19 protein-coding genes are annotated in these 15,413 nt (G+C 41.5%); 16 read left to right on the forward strand and 3 right to left on the reverse strand.

Annotated elements, in window-relative coordinates:
• Nucleotides 1-11: 11 nt before the first annotated feature.
• From kam1_RS00510 to kam1_RS00550, 11 genes are all read left to right on the forward strand, one after another.
• Nucleotides 12-359, forward strand: coding sequence for a phenylpyruvate tautomerase MIF-related protein (locus kam1_RS00510; RefSeq protein ID WP_143958147.1), 348 nt, complete (start codon nucleotides 12-14; stop codon nucleotides 357-359).
• 91 nt (nucleotides 360-450) lie between these two features.
• The gene (gene rplM, locus kam1_RS00515) at nucleotides 451-882 is read left to right on the forward strand and encodes a 50S ribosomal protein L13 (RefSeq protein WP_039722171.1); all 432 of its coding nucleotides are present in this window, start codon (nucleotides 451-453) and stop codon (nucleotides 880-882) included.
• 7 nt (nucleotides 883-889) lie between these two features.
• Nucleotides 890-1,294 carry a 30S ribosomal protein S9 gene (rpsI, locus tag kam1_RS00520; protein WP_052250555.1) on the forward strand — a complete coding sequence of 135 codons (405 nt, stop codon included), beginning with the start codon at nucleotides 890-892 and terminating at the stop codon, nucleotides 1,292-1,294.
• A gap of 75 nt (nucleotides 1,295-1,369) precedes the next feature.
• Nucleotides 1,370-2,407 carry an N-acetyl-gamma-glutamyl-phosphate reductase gene (gene argC / locus kam1_RS00525; RefSeq protein ID WP_039722143.1) on the forward strand — a complete coding sequence of 346 codons (1,038 nt, stop codon included), beginning with the start codon at nucleotides 1,370-1,372 and terminating at the stop codon, nucleotides 2,405-2,407.
• On the forward strand, nucleotides 2,404-3,618 hold the full coding sequence (gene argJ, locus kam1_RS00530; protein WP_039722144.1) for a bifunctional glutamate N-acetyltransferase/amino-acid acetyltransferase ArgJ: 1,215 nt from the start codon (nucleotides 2,404-2,406) through the stop codon (nucleotides 3,616-3,618). Before argC ends, argJ begins: the two co-directional genes overlap by 4 nt.
• A gap of 11 nt (nucleotides 3,619-3,629) precedes the next feature.
• Entirely contained in the window at nucleotides 3,630-4,382 is a 753-nt protein-coding gene (gene argB, locus kam1_RS00535; RefSeq protein WP_244946095.1) for an acetylglutamate kinase, read from the forward strand.
• Entirely contained in the window at nucleotides 4,379-4,519 is a 141-nt protein-coding gene (locus kam1_RS10275) for a hypothetical protein (protein ID WP_235277708.1), read from the forward strand. Before argB ends, kam1_RS10275 begins: the two co-directional genes overlap by 4 nt.
• 112 nt (nucleotides 4,520-4,631) lie before the next feature.
• Entirely contained in the window at nucleotides 4,632-5,372 is a 741-nt protein-coding gene (locus kam1_RS10930; protein WP_276507622.1) for an aspartate aminotransferase family protein, read from the forward strand.
• A complete protein-coding gene (locus tag kam1_RS10935; protein WP_276507623.1) occupies nucleotides 5,273-5,854 on the forward strand; it encodes an aminotransferase class III-fold pyridoxal phosphate-dependent enzyme in 582 nt (193 codons plus the stop codon). The genes kam1_RS10930 and kam1_RS10935 overlap by 100 nt, the downstream gene beginning before the upstream one ends.
• 80 nt (nucleotides 5,855-5,934) lie before the next feature.
• The gene (argF, locus tag kam1_RS00545; RefSeq protein WP_143958148.1) at nucleotides 5,935-6,852 is read left to right on the forward strand and encodes an ornithine carbamoyltransferase; all 918 of its coding nucleotides are present in this window, start codon (nucleotides 5,935-5,937) and stop codon (nucleotides 6,850-6,852) included.
• A 77-nt stretch (nucleotides 6,853-6,929) separates the two neighbouring features.
• A complete protein-coding gene (locus kam1_RS00550) occupies nucleotides 6,930-7,265 on the forward strand; it encodes a hypothetical protein (protein WP_039722146.1) in 336 nt (111 codons plus the stop codon).
• A 36-nt stretch (nucleotides 7,266-7,301) separates the two neighbouring features.
• Here the strand turns inward: kam1_RS00550 and kam1_RS00555 are convergent, their stop codons facing one another.
• Nucleotides 7,302-7,718, reverse strand: a complete 417-nt coding sequence (locus kam1_RS00555) for a hypothetical protein (protein ID WP_143958149.1) — start codon at nucleotides 7,716-7,718, stop codon at nucleotides 7,302-7,304.
• A 188-nt stretch (nucleotides 7,719-7,906) separates the two neighbouring features.
• On the opposite strand from kam1_RS00555, the gene kam1_RS10940 reads away from it, so the two are divergent.
• Together kam1_RS10940 and kam1_RS00560 are read left to right on the forward strand one after the other, a co-directional pair.
• The gene (locus kam1_RS10940) at nucleotides 7,907-8,035 is read left to right on the forward strand and encodes a hypothetical protein (protein WP_268747092.1); all 129 of its coding nucleotides are present in this window, start codon (nucleotides 7,907-7,909) and stop codon (nucleotides 8,033-8,035) included.
• 829 nt (nucleotides 8,036-8,864) lie between these two features.
• Nucleotides 8,865-10,130, forward strand: coding sequence for an NAD(P)/FAD-dependent oxidoreductase (locus kam1_RS00560; protein WP_039722147.1), 1,266 nt, complete (start codon nucleotides 8,865-8,867; stop codon nucleotides 10,128-10,130).
• Between the two features lie 11 nt (nucleotides 10,131-10,141).
• On the opposite strand, the gene kam1_RS00565 is transcribed toward kam1_RS00560, so the two are convergent.
• Entirely contained in the window at nucleotides 10,142-10,858 is a 717-nt protein-coding gene (locus tag kam1_RS00565; RefSeq protein WP_039722148.1) for a cyclase family protein, read from the reverse strand.
• Between the two features lie 168 nt (nucleotides 10,859-11,026).
• Here kam1_RS00565 and kam1_RS00570 point away from each other — a divergent pair, with 168 nt between their 5' ends.
• On the forward strand, nucleotides 11,027-11,503 hold the full coding sequence (locus kam1_RS00570; RefSeq protein WP_039722175.1) for a c-type cytochrome: 477 nt from the start codon (nucleotides 11,027-11,029) through the stop codon (nucleotides 11,501-11,503).
• On the opposite strand, the gene kam1_RS00575 is transcribed toward kam1_RS00570, so the two are convergent.
• Nucleotides 11,451-13,115, reverse strand: a complete 1,665-nt coding sequence (locus kam1_RS00575; RefSeq protein WP_143958150.1) for a glycogen synthase — start codon at nucleotides 13,113-13,115, stop codon at nucleotides 11,451-11,453. The two genes, kam1_RS00570 and kam1_RS00575, sit on opposite strands and share 53 nt — an antisense overlap.
• A 178-nt stretch (nucleotides 13,116-13,293) precedes the next feature.
• Between kam1_RS00575 and kam1_RS00580 the strand changes: the two genes are divergently transcribed.
• Both kam1_RS00580 and kam1_RS00585 read left to right on the forward strand, forming a co-directional pair.
• Nucleotides 13,294-13,914, forward strand: a complete 621-nt coding sequence (locus kam1_RS00580; RefSeq protein WP_039722150.1) for a hypothetical protein — start codon at nucleotides 13,294-13,296, stop codon at nucleotides 13,912-13,914.
• A gap of 321 nt (nucleotides 13,915-14,235) precedes the next feature.
• The gene (locus tag kam1_RS00585; RefSeq protein WP_039722151.1) at nucleotides 14,236-15,276 is read left to right on the forward strand and encodes a fatty acid desaturase family protein; all 1,041 of its coding nucleotides are present in this window, start codon (nucleotides 14,236-14,238) and stop codon (nucleotides 15,274-15,276) included.
• Nucleotides 15,277-15,413: the final 137 nt, after the last annotated feature.

Genomic DNA, 15,413 nt, shown 5'->3' on the forward strand with positions numbered 1-15,413 from the left:
AGTATCCAAGTATGCCATATTTATCAATCGAAACGAACGTAGCTTTAACTGAGGCTCAACAAAAGGCTCTAGTTGAGTCAGCCAGTCATTTTATTGTTGAAAAACTAAAAAAACCGCAAAGTTATACGATGATTAGTTATTCGGGAGCAAAGCGATTCCTTTTCTCTGGAAATGAAGAACCAGCAGCCTTTGTGGAATTGCGTGCTATCAATCTTCCTGTTAACAATTGCGGAGAGTTTTCAAGCGAAATTTGTGCATTGATAGAAAAACATTGTAAGATAAAACCTGATCGAATTTTTATTAATTTTTTTGACGTTCCTGCAAATTTATGGGGTTACAATAAAACGACATTTGGATAAATGCGAATGGCTCCATGCAGACTTTTTCTTAAAAATTCATGAAGTTAATTCCTTGACAGGCGAACGAAAAGGAACAATTGTTTTTTCCTCAGTGAAAACATATTTTCAAAAGCCAACAGAAGTTAGTCGCAACTGGTATCTTATTGATGCCAAGGATCAGGTAGTGGGTAAAGTTGCTGTCAAGGCAGCTACCCTCCTTAGAGGGAAGGGGAAGGTCATCTTTACCCCTAACGTAGATACTGGAGACAACGTTATTATTATCAATGCCTCCAAAGCTATTTTCAGTGGGAAAAAAGAATTTCAAAAAAGATATTCTACCTATTCTGGTTATATCGGAGGACAAAAGAATTATACTCCACAAAAAATCCGTTTAAAACGGCCCACATTTTTAATTGAGCATGCGGTCAGGGGGATGATTCCACATAACAGGCTTGGTAGGAAAATATATACCAAACTTCATGTCTATGAGGGGGCTGAGCATCCTCATACAGCGCAGAAACCTATTCCAATTTCAATAGATTGAGACTACGATGACAGCGATTCCTCATAATATGCAGATTCAAGCCACTGGAAGAAGGAAAACGGCAACAGCGACAGTTATTCTTAAACCCGGAAAGGGAGATGTAAAAATCAATGGGAAAGATATAGAATTTTATTTCCCAACTTTTGTTCACAGATGGGAAGTCGTAAAACCTTTGGAAGTGGTCGAAGGGACGAAAAAATTTGATATCATTGGAAAGGCTACTGGAGGGGGATTGATGGGCCAGGCCCAGGCTATGAAATTGGCGGTGGCTAGAGCGTTAATAAAGTATGATAGTTCTTATCGGAGTTTGTTGAAAAAAGAAGGGCTCTTGACACGTGATCCGCGAATGAAAGAGCGGAAAAAAACAGGACAGCCTGGAGCAAGAAAAAGATTTCAATTCTCCAAGCGTTAGTTTTTGCTTTCAAAGCACCTTTTTAGTAGCCTTCTTTTAAAAAGCTTATAAATAAGACCCATTCAGGTTTTTGTCATGTCTCCCATCCGAGTCGGTGTCATTGGGGCCTCAGGGTATTCAGGAGAAGAATTAGTAAGGCTGTTGGCCAATCATCCTGGAATTACTCTCCGGATAATTACTTCCAGACAATATGAGAATATGTCCCTTGGTTCAGTGTTCCCAAACATTGGTCAGTATGGGAACCTGCTCTTTAGTAATCCAGACGAGTTAGAAACCATAAGTAAAGAAACCGATGTCGTCTTTCTTGCTTTACCGCATGGCAAAGGTTTGCCTTATGCTCATTATCTGTATGAACAAGGCAAGGTTGTCATTGATTTAAGTGCAGATTTTCGTCTTCAAAATCCTTTGGATTATGAACTTTATTATAAATTTTCTCATCCCTACACAGAGCTCTTGAAGAAGGCTGTTTATGCCTTACCGGAAATTTACGAAGAACAGATCGGCTCCTCAAACCTATTAGCCATGCCGGGTTGTTATCCAACCGGTGTACTGCTATCTATTATCCCTTTACTAAAGAAAGGGTGGATTGATCCTCAATTGATCGAAGTTTTTGCGATCAGCGGGACTACGGGTGCGGGAAAGACTTTGGATTCCAAATTATTATTTAGTGAAATCTCCGAAAATTTGAGACCGTACGGTTTTCCTAATCATCGCCATGTCCCTGAAATTCTACAAGAAATAAAGAAAGTGGCAATGGGGAAGCCTGCAGGAGTGCTTTTTGTGCCGGTTTTGGCTCCTCTTTGTAGGGGCATTCTACTGAGCATCACTGCGACTCTAACCGCTAACATTTCGCAACAAGAAGCAGAAGATGCGGTATTGGAATTTTATAAAAAAGCTCCCTTCATAAAAGTCTTGAGCCATGGGATGATGCCGGAGCTGAAATTTGTGCTTCGTACCAATTATTTATATTTTTCCATTCACTTGTTCACTGAAAAGAATAAGTGTCTAGTAATAGCAGCGATTGATAATCTAGGGAAAGGAGCAGCGGGACAGGCTATACAGGCAATGAACATAAGGTTTGGATTAGCTCAAACCACTGGATTAGGCCCATGAAAGAGGAATCTATCGAATTCATTAAATCTGGAGGTGTAACGGCTCCTCGAGGCTATCTTGCTTCTGGGATAAGTTGCGGCATAAAACCTGGTAAAAAAAGCGATTTGGCTTTGGTGGTTTCTCAACAACTTGCAGATATTGCAGGGGTGTTTACACAAAACAAAGTGAAAGCAGCTCCCGTTATTGTATCCATGCAAAGGGTGAAAAAAGGCAAAGCGAGGGCTGTCGTTATTAACTCCGGTAATGCCAATGCGTGTACGGGATCTAGGGGCATTGAAGATGCTGAGCAGATGACTACTGTGACAGCCTCCTTTCTTGGTTGTTCTCCAGATGAAGTTTGTGTCTGTTCGACAGGCAGGATTGGAGTGTATCTTCCCATGAAAAAAATTATCCGAGGGATAGAAAAGGCCTGTAAGCAGCTCAATGTGGAAGGAGGGAAAGATGCCGCTGAAGCGATAATGACTACCGATACTGTCCCCAAACAGGCAGCTTTAAAAGTAAAAATAGAAGACAAGGAAATTATTATTGGAGGAATGGCCAAAGGGGCTGGAATGATTGCTCCCAACTTAGCAACAACCCTTGGAATAATAACCACAGATGCCTCTCTTTCTCCCGAATACCTTAACAGTGTCTTACACAGTTGTGTACAGGAAACCTTCAATAGGATCTCTATTGATGGAGAAACCTCCACCAACGATACCATTTTAGTGTTCTCAAATGGGCTAGCAAAAAATACAACGATCGGCATGGATAGCCCTCATAAAGGAATTTTCAAAAATGCTTTGCGACTGGTTCTGGATCGGCTTGCCAGGGAGGTGTTAGAAGATGGTGAAGGGGTAACTAAAGTCGTTGAAATTTTGGTTCAAGGTGCTGCTTCAGAAAAAGAAGCGGAGCTTGTGGCCAGGTCCATAGGGAATTCTCTGCTGGTGAAATGTTCATGGAATGGTGAAGATCCCAACTGGGGAAGGATCCTGTGTGCCATTGGGTATTCTGGGGCGAATGTGGATCAGAATAAAATTGATCTTTTTTATAATGGTTTTCAGGTTGTTGCTTCTGGGGTAAGAACCGAAACCAAGGAAAGCCTGATTAAAAAAACTGTAAAAATGCCAATGTTTTCTCTTCTAGTAGATCTTCATATTGGGTCAGGACAATATAGGTTTTTTACAACGGATATTTCTGAGCGTTATGTGAGAATTAACAAAGGAGAATAAAGAGCAATTCAATGCATACTATAAATGCCGAAGAAGTAACTCCTGAGCAAAAAGTCCGCATTTTTTTAGAAGCCCTGCCCTATGTACAAAAGTTTAGAGATTCTATTTTTGTAATCAAATATGGGGGAGCGGCCATGGAAGCTCCTTTTCTTGTGGAAAGGACCTTGCGTGATATCGTTTTGCTTGAAGCTGTTGGGATTCATCCTTTGATTATTCATGGAGGAGGGGAAGCGATCAACAAAGCGATGAAGTCCCAGGGAATGCGCCCAAAGTTTGTCAATGGAATTAGGGTAACAGACAAAGACCTTATCGCCTTAATAGAAAAGGTGCTTTGTAAAGAAATAGGCCCCTTTATAGCCCAGAAAATTATTGAGTATGGAGCAAAAGCGGTGTTTATTCCAGGCTATGAAGTCTTTAGCGCTGTCAAGTGGCAGGCTTTTTCTTCCCAAGGTTATCCAATTGATTATGGTTATGTTGGCTCGATTGTTGCAGCGGATATCCATCCACTGTTAAAACTGCTTCATAATCAGTTTATCGTTGTTGTTTCTCCCTTAGCGAAAGGGGAAAACGGTGAAATTTACAATGTCAATGCTGATATTGCTGCAAGTAAAATGGCAAAATTTATAAAAGCAAAAAAATTAATATATCTAACCAACACCAGCGGCATCCTTGCGGATGAAAAAAATCCAAACTCTACTATTTCTGTTGTCGATAAGCGGAGGATCGATGCATTAAAAAAGAAGGAACTATTCATGGAGGCATGATCCCCAAAGTAGAATCAGCTCTTGAAGCTTTAGAATCAGGGGTAGAAAAGGTGCATTTTCTTGATGGCAGAATGCCTCATGCCTTGCTATTAGAGATATTTACAGATAAAGGAATAGGAACTGAAATCATTCTATAATAAAAAACACAATGTAATGGGAGTGGAGCTGTCGGATTAATAGAAAGCTTCTATGTAGCTGGAGAAAAAAGGTAGGCTATCGAAGAGATAGAAATTAGCTGGTTAAGAATAAATGCAGGAAATTAGCGAAGAACAATTAATTTTTGATGGATATCAACAACATATAGTTCCTAGCTATCGCAGACTGCCACTGGTGGTAGATCATGGGGAAGGAAGTTATCTCTGGGATATCAAAGGCAAGAAATATTTGGATTTTACTGGTGGCATTGCTGTTAATGTTTTAGGCCATAGCCATCCGGTTATTCGGGAAGCTTTGCAGCACCAATCGGGAAAACTCATCCATTGCTCTAATCTCTACTTTCATGAGCCTGCCTGGAGGCTTTCTCGAAAAATTGTTTCTCTTATTGGCCAAGGTAAAGTATTTTTTTCAAATAGCGGAGCCGAAGCCAATGAATGTCTTTTTAAAGTAGCTAGAAGATATGGAGAGTCTTCGAATAGATTTGAAATTCTTTCTTTTGAAGGCTCCTTTCATGGTAGAACCTTGGCTGGAATAGCTGCAACAGGACAGCAAAGAATCAAAAAAGGCTTTGGTCCTCCAATACCTGGATTTCGAACGATACCAAAGGCAGGGGCTAAAGAGTTTGTAGAATTTCTTTCAGAACAGACGATAGCCCTTATTGTTGAGCCTATTCAGGGGGAAAGTGGGGTGCATGTTTTTCCATCCCAGGATTTAATTGAGATAAGGCAGATCTGTTGGAAGAAAAAAATTCTTTTTTTATCGATGAAATCCAATCTGGGATATGGCGCACAGGTCAGTTTCTTGCATGGCAGAGCCTGGTCGCTGACAGAATGACTTATCAAAACCTTCTTCCTGATGGGGTATCCCTCGCTAAAGGATTAGGAGGAGGCTTCCCAATAGGAGCTAGTTGGATTAACAGTGAATATTGCGATGTATTGGATGAAGGATCACATGGGACAACCTTTGGTGGTTCTCCTTTGGCTTGTCATGTGGCTCTCACTGTGCTGGAAGAGATTGAAAGAAAAGGCTTTAACAAAAATATCCTAGCAATGGGGAACTATCTTCTTTCTTCTCTTAAGAAACTAGAAAAAAAGCCTCAAAGCCTATTGCAAGAAGTTAGAGGGATGGGCGGAATGCTTGGACTGGAACTATCGGTTCCTTCTTTTCAAGCAGCCATAGCTTTACTGGAAAGAGGTCTTCTTGTAGCCCCCTCAAGCGGCAATACAATAAGGTTGTTGCCTCCACTGAATGTTTCTTTTGAGCAGATTCAAGAGGCAGAAAGCATTCTAAAGCAATTTTTGTTTTCTGTGTTATAAAGACAAGCTTTTGTAATTGAAAAGGATAAGATTAATGGAACCTTCAGCCACTTCGATAAGCGTCGGAAAGGGTTAATTCTATGAAGCCGCTACGCCATTTTCTTTCTATCAAAGATATCAGCGAAAAAGAAGCACGATTGATTTTTAAAAAAGCTTCGGAATTCAAAACAAACAGAGGCAAAAATGCTCTCTTTTTTTTGAGCTCCCAGACTTGGGCTTTGATTTTTAGAAAGCCTTCTACTCGAACCCGTTTATCATTTGAAGTGGCGGTCCGGGAGCTTGGAGGAGAAGCCCTTTTTCTCAACAGTCAAGATCTGCAATTATCTCGTGGAGAGTCGATAGAAGATACCGCGCAAGTTTTTGGAAGAATGGTACACGGTATCATCATGAGAACTTTTTCGCAGAAAGAACTAGAACTTTTTGCCCTCTATGGGAACATTCCCGTCGTCAACGCTCTAACAGACGAAGAGCATCCCTGTCAGGTCCTTTCAGATATCTTTTCTTATGAAGAAAAAAGAGGATCGATAGAAGGAAAAAAAATTGCATTTGTAGGGGATGGCTGTTGTAATGTTGCTAGATCCTGGGCATTGGCTGCCGAAATCTTTAGGTTTAATCTTTCGATTGCTGCTCCCCCACTCTATTTTTCACCCATCGATAATCCTTTTGTCACAAATACCACTTCGATCGAGGAAGCCTGCCAGGATGCTTCGCTTCTTTATACAGATGTTTGGACTTCTATGGGTAAAGAAGAAGAGATGCAGAAACGACAGGTCGACTTTTCTGGCTATCAGCTCAACGAACATGCTGTGAAAGTTGCTTCTAAAGACGTGTTGGTTTTCCATTGTCTGCCAGCGTATCGCAATAAAGAGATCTCTACTGAATTATTCAAGGAAAGAGCAGAAGACATATATACCCAGGCAGAGAACAGGCTGCATGTGCAAAAAGCCCTATTGGCATGGCTTGTTGGAAAACTTGACGATTCGCTTCCAAGCGAATAAATAAAGTATTGTTTTAAGGTGCGGATAAAAGCCCTGAGGCTTAAGGAGAGCCTAACCAAAGAGATCTCCAAAGTGCTTTGCTGCCCTCAGCCGATCCCTTAGTTCCAATTTCTATTTTAAAAGCTTTTGGCTCAATCTTTTCTCTTTCAAATTTTCCCGACTATGATAAGCTTGCCAAAAGCTCGAGTGTCCAACCTTCGTGCGGGAAGCCTATTGCGTATCGAGCAAAACGAACCGTCGCCAGAGTGGGGCTGCGCCCTCTCTACATCTTTGGGCTGGGGAAGAAAGAAGAAAGCCTCTGTTTCCTCCAAGAAACCCTATTTCCTTTTAACTGGCTTGAGTCTGCCCGTTCCATAGGCTATCCGGTCGCCGAGTTGCATCGGCAAAACGCTTTACTTCGGAAGCAACTCTGAAATATCCAAGCTAAAAGGCTAGGGGAAAGATAAGGTTCAAAAGCGGTAGCCGATCTCGAAAAGAACGAGGGGCACGTAGAGCCAATGACCTTCTAAGCCGGCATGCGGTGTCTCGTTGAAAGTAGATTCAGCAGAGGGGCCTTTAAACCCATTGAGGGCTCCAACAAACCGGAAGATCCCTTCGATCCCTATCGACCAACGCGTCCCTGGGAGATAATAGCGGATTCCGCCCCGCGGAGCGAACCAATAGCCCCAAACCTCTCCTAGATTGACGCTTGTCGATTCCACGTTCACGATCGCCCCACCTCCGGCGAAGCCGACAAACGGTTCGAATCGATCCTGTCCGATTCGGTAGCCAACGGAGCCTCCAAGACCCAGGAAGCCTAAATTGGTTTGATCCCTCTGTAACAAAGCAGAGGTCCCCGTCCCAAGATAGGCGCCAAGAAATCCCACATCGAAGGACCAATGACCCCAGCGTCGCAGGTCGAACCAGCGGAAGCCGGCAGAGAAGAGCGAGGTGAAGGCAAAGTCGGCATTGAACTTCATTGGCGTTACCGCACCGGTGAGGTTATTGACGATCTCTCCCCTGTCAAATTCTGGAAAGGCCGACCCGGCCCCGAAGGTGAGGAACCAATTACCAGGTGGCTCTTGCGGAGGCTTGGACGGATTTTTCGAGAATAAAGAAGGAAGAAGCGCATGATCGATTACTTGTTGTTGGACAGCGACTCCGTCTTCTTCCTGCTCCTGGCACAAAAGAGTTTGGGGAGTAGAGAGGAGTGTGCTAATTAAAAAAACAGTAAAAGTGAGAATGCAGCGATGGATCGAATCCGGATGAAAGCTCTCCAGCGAAGTTGCAAATAATGATAAATTATGTGTCGCCAGAGAGAGCGTATCGGCAGACCAAGAATTGGATGTGCTGGTCGGCAATGATACCTCCCGCCGGAATCCCCCGGAACAAGTATCAGGGTAGCGCTTTGGTCGAAGGATCGAGGTGACAGCTCCGGAGGTCTGAGCTTCTGAAGAAACAAACATGAGAGGTAGATCCAAAGAAGTCTCAAAACGAACGATGGCAACTTCTGCTGAATTAGAACATCACAGCCCATAGACGATCTAAGCCGCTGCTTGGCTTTCCATACGAGAGTTTGAACTGCTGACGCTTGAGTTGTGGATTCTTGGCCGAATATGTAGAGTTTGAACATGACTGCTTCGACAAATCCATATATAAATAAAAAAAAATCACAGCTTTGCACTCTAGCTCACGCTCCTTACCACATTTTGTTGAATATTTTTCCTTCGCCAATCCCTAAACAAATACTAGGAAGATCGATTTTGCTATTTTGCCCTTGCGACAAAAAATAGGGGAGGAGGCATAACGGGCAGATGTTCGAACTTTTCTTTGGCTGCTGCGCTTTGAAGCGGGACGGGTCTTTGTCATCAAAGAAGCCAAGACCATTGAAGTGCTCATGCTAAGTTAAGGTAAGGAGACGACCTTCAAGGAAAACTAGCCTTAAGAAAGCAGAAAATCAGCTTTAAACCAGTGTGAATAAGGAATGAGTAAGTCTGATAGAAAGGTCCAATGATTCTCTGTTATATTTAAAAATGAGTACCTTTCATGTTGTCATTGGGGGTGGGGGATTTGGCGGATTGACGGCAGCAAAAACTTTAGGCAAAGAGATCCAAAAAAGGAAACTTTCCTGTAAGCTCACCTTAATCGATAAAGAAAACCACCATCTTTTCCAACCTTTGCTATATCAAGTAGCGACGGCAGGATTAGCTGCTACAGATATTGCAGTGCCGATTCGCTCTATTTTGAGTAGGATTCCAGAAGTGGAGGTGCGGATGGATACTATTGAAAGAGTAGATTTGGAGAAAAAAATGCTCTTTTGTTCAAAGGGAATCCTTCCGTATGATTTTTTGATTCTTTCTTTAGGAATGCGGGTTAATTATTTTGGTCATGAGGAATGGAGCTCTTTTTGTTTGGGTTTAAAGACTCTTGGAGATGGTCGTTCGATTCGAAATGTGATTCTCAATGCATTTGAACAGGCTGAGATTGAAACTAATCCTAAAGAGCGAGAAAAATACATGACATTTGTTATCGTAGGAGGAGGGCCTACAGGGGTTGAATTAGCAGGAGCTCTAGCTGAACTTTCTAAAAAGGCGCTGAAAAAAGATTTTCGAAATATTGATCCAGCAAACACTCGAATCATTTTACTGGAAGCCGCCCCTAGAATTCTTCTTTCCTATAATGAAAGACTGTCTGCATTAGCACGCAGCCGTTTAGAAACAATGGGTGTAGAGATAATGGTTTCAAAACCAGTAGAGAAGATCGAAAAAGGAAAGATTTTTTATAAAGGGGGTATGATTGAAGCTTCGACAATTTTATGGGCAGCGGGAGTACGTGCGGTGGATCTGCCTGGGTTAGACGTGCCAAAAGCAAAAGATGGGCGTATAAAAGTCTTAGCAGATCTTACAATACCTGGGCATCCTGAGGTCTTTGTTATAGGCGATATGGCAATGGTCCCTGGAGTTCCCGCAGTAGCTCCTGCGGCTATCCAGATGGGCAGATATGCCGCCTATGAGATATCTAGGAGAGTGGCTTGTCTAGTGGGAAAAAGCACTGGTCGAGATTGTTTAAAACCGGGAGCGTTTCATTATTTCGATAAGGGTATGATGACGACGCTGGGCAGGGGAAAGGCAATAGTTCAATTCCGTAATTTTGGATTTAATGGGTATCTAGCTTGGATTGTTTGGCTGCTTGTTCATATAATTACTCTTATCTCCTTTAGAAACCGACTGGCTGTTTTGATTCAGTGGGCTTGGGCTTATTTCCGATTCAAGCCAGGAGCAAGACTGCTTTCTAAATGAATGATTGTCAGTTAGGGGATAAAACCAAGGACTCGTACAGGAAACCCAGTAGCACCTTTTAAGGGAATCGTGGCCACAAGAATCCACGCCCCAGCTGGAGGCAACTCCTTAAGATTACACAAACATTCCAAGCCCCACTTTCCTGCTGCTAATAGCGTTTTGTGTACCGGATAATCCTGGCTTTTCCCACAATCAATAGAAAGAGTATCAACACCAATGCCAGCAATCTTTCTTTCATGAATTAAAAACTGAACGGCTTCTAGAGAAAATCCGGGAAAATGCAACAGCCCATCTTCTTTTTTATTGCAAAAAAAGGGAGTTTGTATCCATTTTTCCCATCCGCTATACATCAAAACAACGCTATTTTCTGGGATACCCCCATACCTTTCTTCCCACAGTCGAATATCCTCTAAAGTTAAGAGCGTATCTGGATTATGGGTTGTATTTTCCGAAATGTTGATAAGAACTAAAGGAGAGAAAAGATCAGGAAGTTCTATATCCCCAACCGATTTGCCGCTTTTAGAATAGTGTAAGGGAGCATCGAAATGCGTTCCCCAGTGTTCTGGTATTTCCCATCTGTTAGAAGCATAACCGTCTTCTTTGGTTGTTTGGAAGCATATATGACCTGGTGAGCCCTGACCTGGGAAAATGGGAAAATTCGAATGAAGGGGATGGGTAAGATCAACGATTGTATGAAAGTGGCAAGCAGTAGGAAGAAGATAGCGCATAGCTCTCTATAATGTTTTTTTTTATAACCAGATTAGAAAAAAAAAGAATAAAAAAGAAGGAAAAGCCTATAAAAAATACCCGTTTTGAATGTTGAAAGAAATAGGGTTCTTTATACTATGCTTTTAAGAATAGTCTATTGGAGCAAAAACTCTTTAAGCTTTCTCCTTGTGATTTTATTGTGTACATTAGCCGATCTCTCTGCCCATTCAGAAAATGGGAAAGCGCTTTATCGGGAGCATTGCTCAAGCTGTCATGGTCTCAATGGGGAAGGATTAGGATCTAATCCACCGTTGAAAAATTCTTCTTGGGTAACCGGAGACCCTCAAAGATTGATTCGGCTTGTCTTAAATGGTTATTCTGGAAGAATCGAAGTTGATGGAGAGATATATAGAGGAAATATGCCAGCTTGGAGGACAGTATTAAACGACAAAGAGATCGCTTCTATTTTATCTTATCTGAGGTCCAATTGGGGTGGAGGACCAATCACCCCACAAGAGGTTGCTACTGTCAGAGGAAAAACTAAAAACGAGCCTACCACGGGCGCAATCTCTGGATGTAGAGGAAATAGGATGGGAGCGATGCATTCCAGATCTATGGGAAGAGGGATGCGGGGAGGTATGGGTTGTGGGGGTTGTGGGCAGTAATGGAGGAATATTTTTTTTGAACTATTCTGATGTAAAGCTCTTCATACTTTTTTGCGGACTCCTCCCAGCTAAAATTTTTCCTCATGCCATTGATTCGAGCTGTTTGGATCAATGGAGGATCGTTTTTCCAAAGGTCTAGAGCTGTTTTTAAAACCTCTAAAAGGGCAGAGGCTTCTGGTTGATGAAACAAAAGGCCCGTTCCGCTGGGGTCTTGACGAATATCTAGGACGCTGTCAACTATTCCTCCTGTTGCTCTAGCTATGGGAACTGTGCCATAAATCTGGGCATAGAGTTGTCCTAGCCCACAGGGTTCATAAAGGGAGGGCATAAGGAAAAAGTCGCTTCCAGCAAAGATAAGATGAGCTAATTCTTCAGAAAAACCGATAAAGGAAGCTGCTTTCCCTGAAAATTCCATAGAGAGCCTTCTAAAAAAATCTTCAAACTCTTTTTCTCCTTCGCCCAATAAAACAAACTGGAAATCTTCTGTTGCTAACGCTTCCCTGAGAATGGATTTGAGAAGCGAAATTCCTTTCTGGACATGAAGCCGTGTGACCATCCCAACAATTGGAACATTAGTGGATTTTTGAAGCCCGAATTTTTCCTGTAGTGCTTCCTTGCATAGCCGCTTGCCTTTAAGATCCGTTTTATCATAATTAGCTGGGATCAAAGGATCTATTTTGGGGTTCCATACCTCCATATCCACCCCATTAAGGATACCCATAAGCGTATCGGCTCTTTTTCTAAGTATTTCAGAGAGTCCTGCTCCACCAATAGGCTCGAGAATTTCCTTTGCATAAGTGGGCGATACCGTCGTTATAAAATCGCTGTATACGATGCCAGCTTTTAAAAGGTTGATTTGGCCATAATCTTCAAAAGTATCAGCAGTAAATAGTTTCCAATCGATTCCTAGATAAGGAAGGACCATGGCATCGTACTTGCCTTGATAACAAATGTTGTGAATGGTTAGAAGAGAGGCGGATTTTTTAAATGGGGAAAGAAGATTAGGCCATATCTTTAAAAAGACGGAGACAAGAGAAGTCTGCCAATCGTTAACATGAAAAACATCCGGAATCCACCCCATTTCTTTACATATTTCAAGAACGGCTTTGGAGAACATACCAAACCTGTAAGCATTGTCTTTGTATTCCCCACCGGGTTCATCATAAATTCCTCTTCTATTGAAATAGTCTGCATATTCAACAAGCCAAAGTGGTATGTTCCCATCTAAAGAGGTCTCATGCAATCCAATCCAATGTTCACAGTTGCAGCCCATGTGCACACAAGCAGAGCCGAGGAATCGGATATTATAAAGAGATTTATCAATAACCGAATAAAAAGGAATAATGACTTTTACGTCATGTCCCAGCTTTGCTAAGGAGCGGCTTAAGGAAAAAATCATATCGGCTAGCCCTCCTACTTTGGCAAAGGGGCTACATTCAGAAGCAATAAGCAAGATTTTAAGCCTAATTTTTGTCTCTTTTCTCTCCTCCTTCTCCAACTCTTTGACCGGTTGTTGATCCTTTTGGAGGGCTGTTGCTTTTTTGGAAGAAGTGCCTTTTGCTGTTTTTTTGGTGGCAGTCGTTGTTTTTCTTTTGGGTGAAGCTAAAGCCATAACTTTATTGCTACTGGAAAGCTATCTGTAAGCCAAGTAATAATAAGATGCTATTCTTACAATTTATTTATAAGCAATCTTTTTAGTCTTTATTTAAGTTTGACAGAGGATTCCGAGGGAAATATCATGAGGGAGGGGATGGGACAGTTAAAGGATCGAACTACATCATATATGGAAGATGAGCGATAAAAGAAAGTTTAGGGAAAGCTTAAAAATAGGCAGGATTTCTTCCCATGATCTGGGGCATGAACAAATTCCTATAAGAGTCGTTGCCTATGGCTATAAGGGAGATCGGATTGATACCAATACAGCTTTGGGTATTGGAGCTTTTAATAATAGATTAGGTCCTTTTAGCTTTGCTTTAAGCCATTCTTTAGAAAAAAAACTTGCGTTAAAAAAAGGGGACACTCTTCTTTTGCACTTTTCCAATGGGAAGAAAATGGTTGGACAATTCGATGATAGGATTCCAGCTTCAAGCATTTGCAAGCTAATAAGAAAACATGGGAAAGGAGCAAAATTGACAATAGATGTCTACATGCCTTGGGGAAACAAAAAGGAAGCTTACAGTCTTCCAGAACTAGCGAAGTTAGAGGTCTTAAAGAAAGGGACTGACCCAATGCAACTAGAAAAGCTCTTAATAGAAAAGGGGCTTCCTGTATACGAACGAGCCAATCGGTGGCATCGATGGGTTGAGGCACAAAGGGCTCATGAAAAAATGAAAGAAAGTTATTCCAAGCATTCATTTTTTGATAAGCACATCAAAAGATCTTCCTTTAACTTTTTTGATCGGGAAATTTGATTCGTTTTGTCAACAAGTGCCTTCTTAAAACAGCTGTGCAGGACGTAGTTTAATATCGCCCTACTTTCTTCTTAGCGGTTGTACTACCTTTAAGCTCCAAGGCAATGGGATTAGACAACTTTAAAATGGCCTTTTGATCGCTATCCTATAGCTAGAGACGGGATAATCCAGGACCGTTTACTCTTTTTAGAAAAAAAGAAAAAATCTTTGTTTTCGCTTAAAAGCTATTATATTATAAAATCACAGTATAAAAAACTTATCGTTTTATTAAGCTTTTATTTTCGAACAATTTGAATAACCTTCTCCCCTTTCTATCTACTCATGACTCCCCAACAGATTCCTATTCGCAGCGCTAATCCTGAAACGACTATCCATTCCTGGAAAGCCAAAGTTCTTGCCTACCAAAAGCCTTCCCTATGGAAAAGTCTCTGGCAACTTGCAAACACACTCATTCCATATGCAGCATTCTGGTATCTCATTTATTTAAGTCTGCCTGTATCTGTCTTTCTTGTCTTGCCTCTTATTGTGCTCTGTGCGGCTTTCCAAATCCGTATATTTTCTCTGTTCCATGATTGTTGCCATGGCTCCTTTTTTAAGTCGAAGAAAGCCAATGAAATCATTGGTACCTTCCTTGGCATTCTAGTGTTTACTCCTTATCATCATTGGAAATGGGAACATTCCATTCATCATGGCAATGCGGGCAACCTTGACAAAAGAGGCGTTGGAGATATGTGGACATGGACGGTCAAAGAATATTTGGCCTCTCCATGGTGGCGGAAGTTAATCTATAGAATACTTCGTAATCCCATATTTTTGTTTGGAATTTCTCCACTTGGTCTTTTTCTTATTAAAAACAGGTTTGCTTCGAAAAACGCTGGGAAAAAAGCGCGGCAATCAGTTTTGATTACTAATATTGGTATTTTAGCCCTATGCGTAGCTCTTGGATTCTTATTTGGTTGGCAAAAATATATTCCTATCCAACTAATGGTTGTTTTTCTTGCAGGTTCTGCAGGCATTTGGCTCTTTTATGTCCAACATCAATTTGAAGAGGTTTATTGGGAAAGAGGGAAAAAATGGGATTTTCAGTCTGTTGCTCTAGAAGGGAGTTCTTTTTATAAACTTCCAAAGATTTTAGAATGGATTACCGCCAGTATTGGATACCACCATGTCCATCATTTAAGTCCCCAAATACCCAATTACTTGTTAGAACAATGCCACAAAAACGTACCCATTTTTGAAAAAGCAAAGACTCTGACGCTACTATCTAGTTTGAAAACTCTCAACCTTCATCTTTGGGATGAGGACCAAAGAAAAATGGTAAGTTTCAAATTTCTTAGAACTTTTTCTTCTTCAAAAAATTAACGCAGACAAGTTTTGCCTCAATTAATTCTCAAGCAGTCTGGAACAACTTATGCCCAGGCTTGATGAAGGCATGAGAAGAAGGTGGCTATAGCTTTCCTTCCTCTTGTTTTATTCCCTGGTTTCAAAGTATTACTTAT

Source organism: Methylacidiphilum kamchatkense Kam1, from assembly GCF_007475525.1.
Classification (GTDB): Bacteria; Verrucomicrobiota; Verrucomicrobiia; order Methylacidiphilales; family Methylacidiphilaceae; genus Methylacidiphilum; species Methylacidiphilum kamchatkense.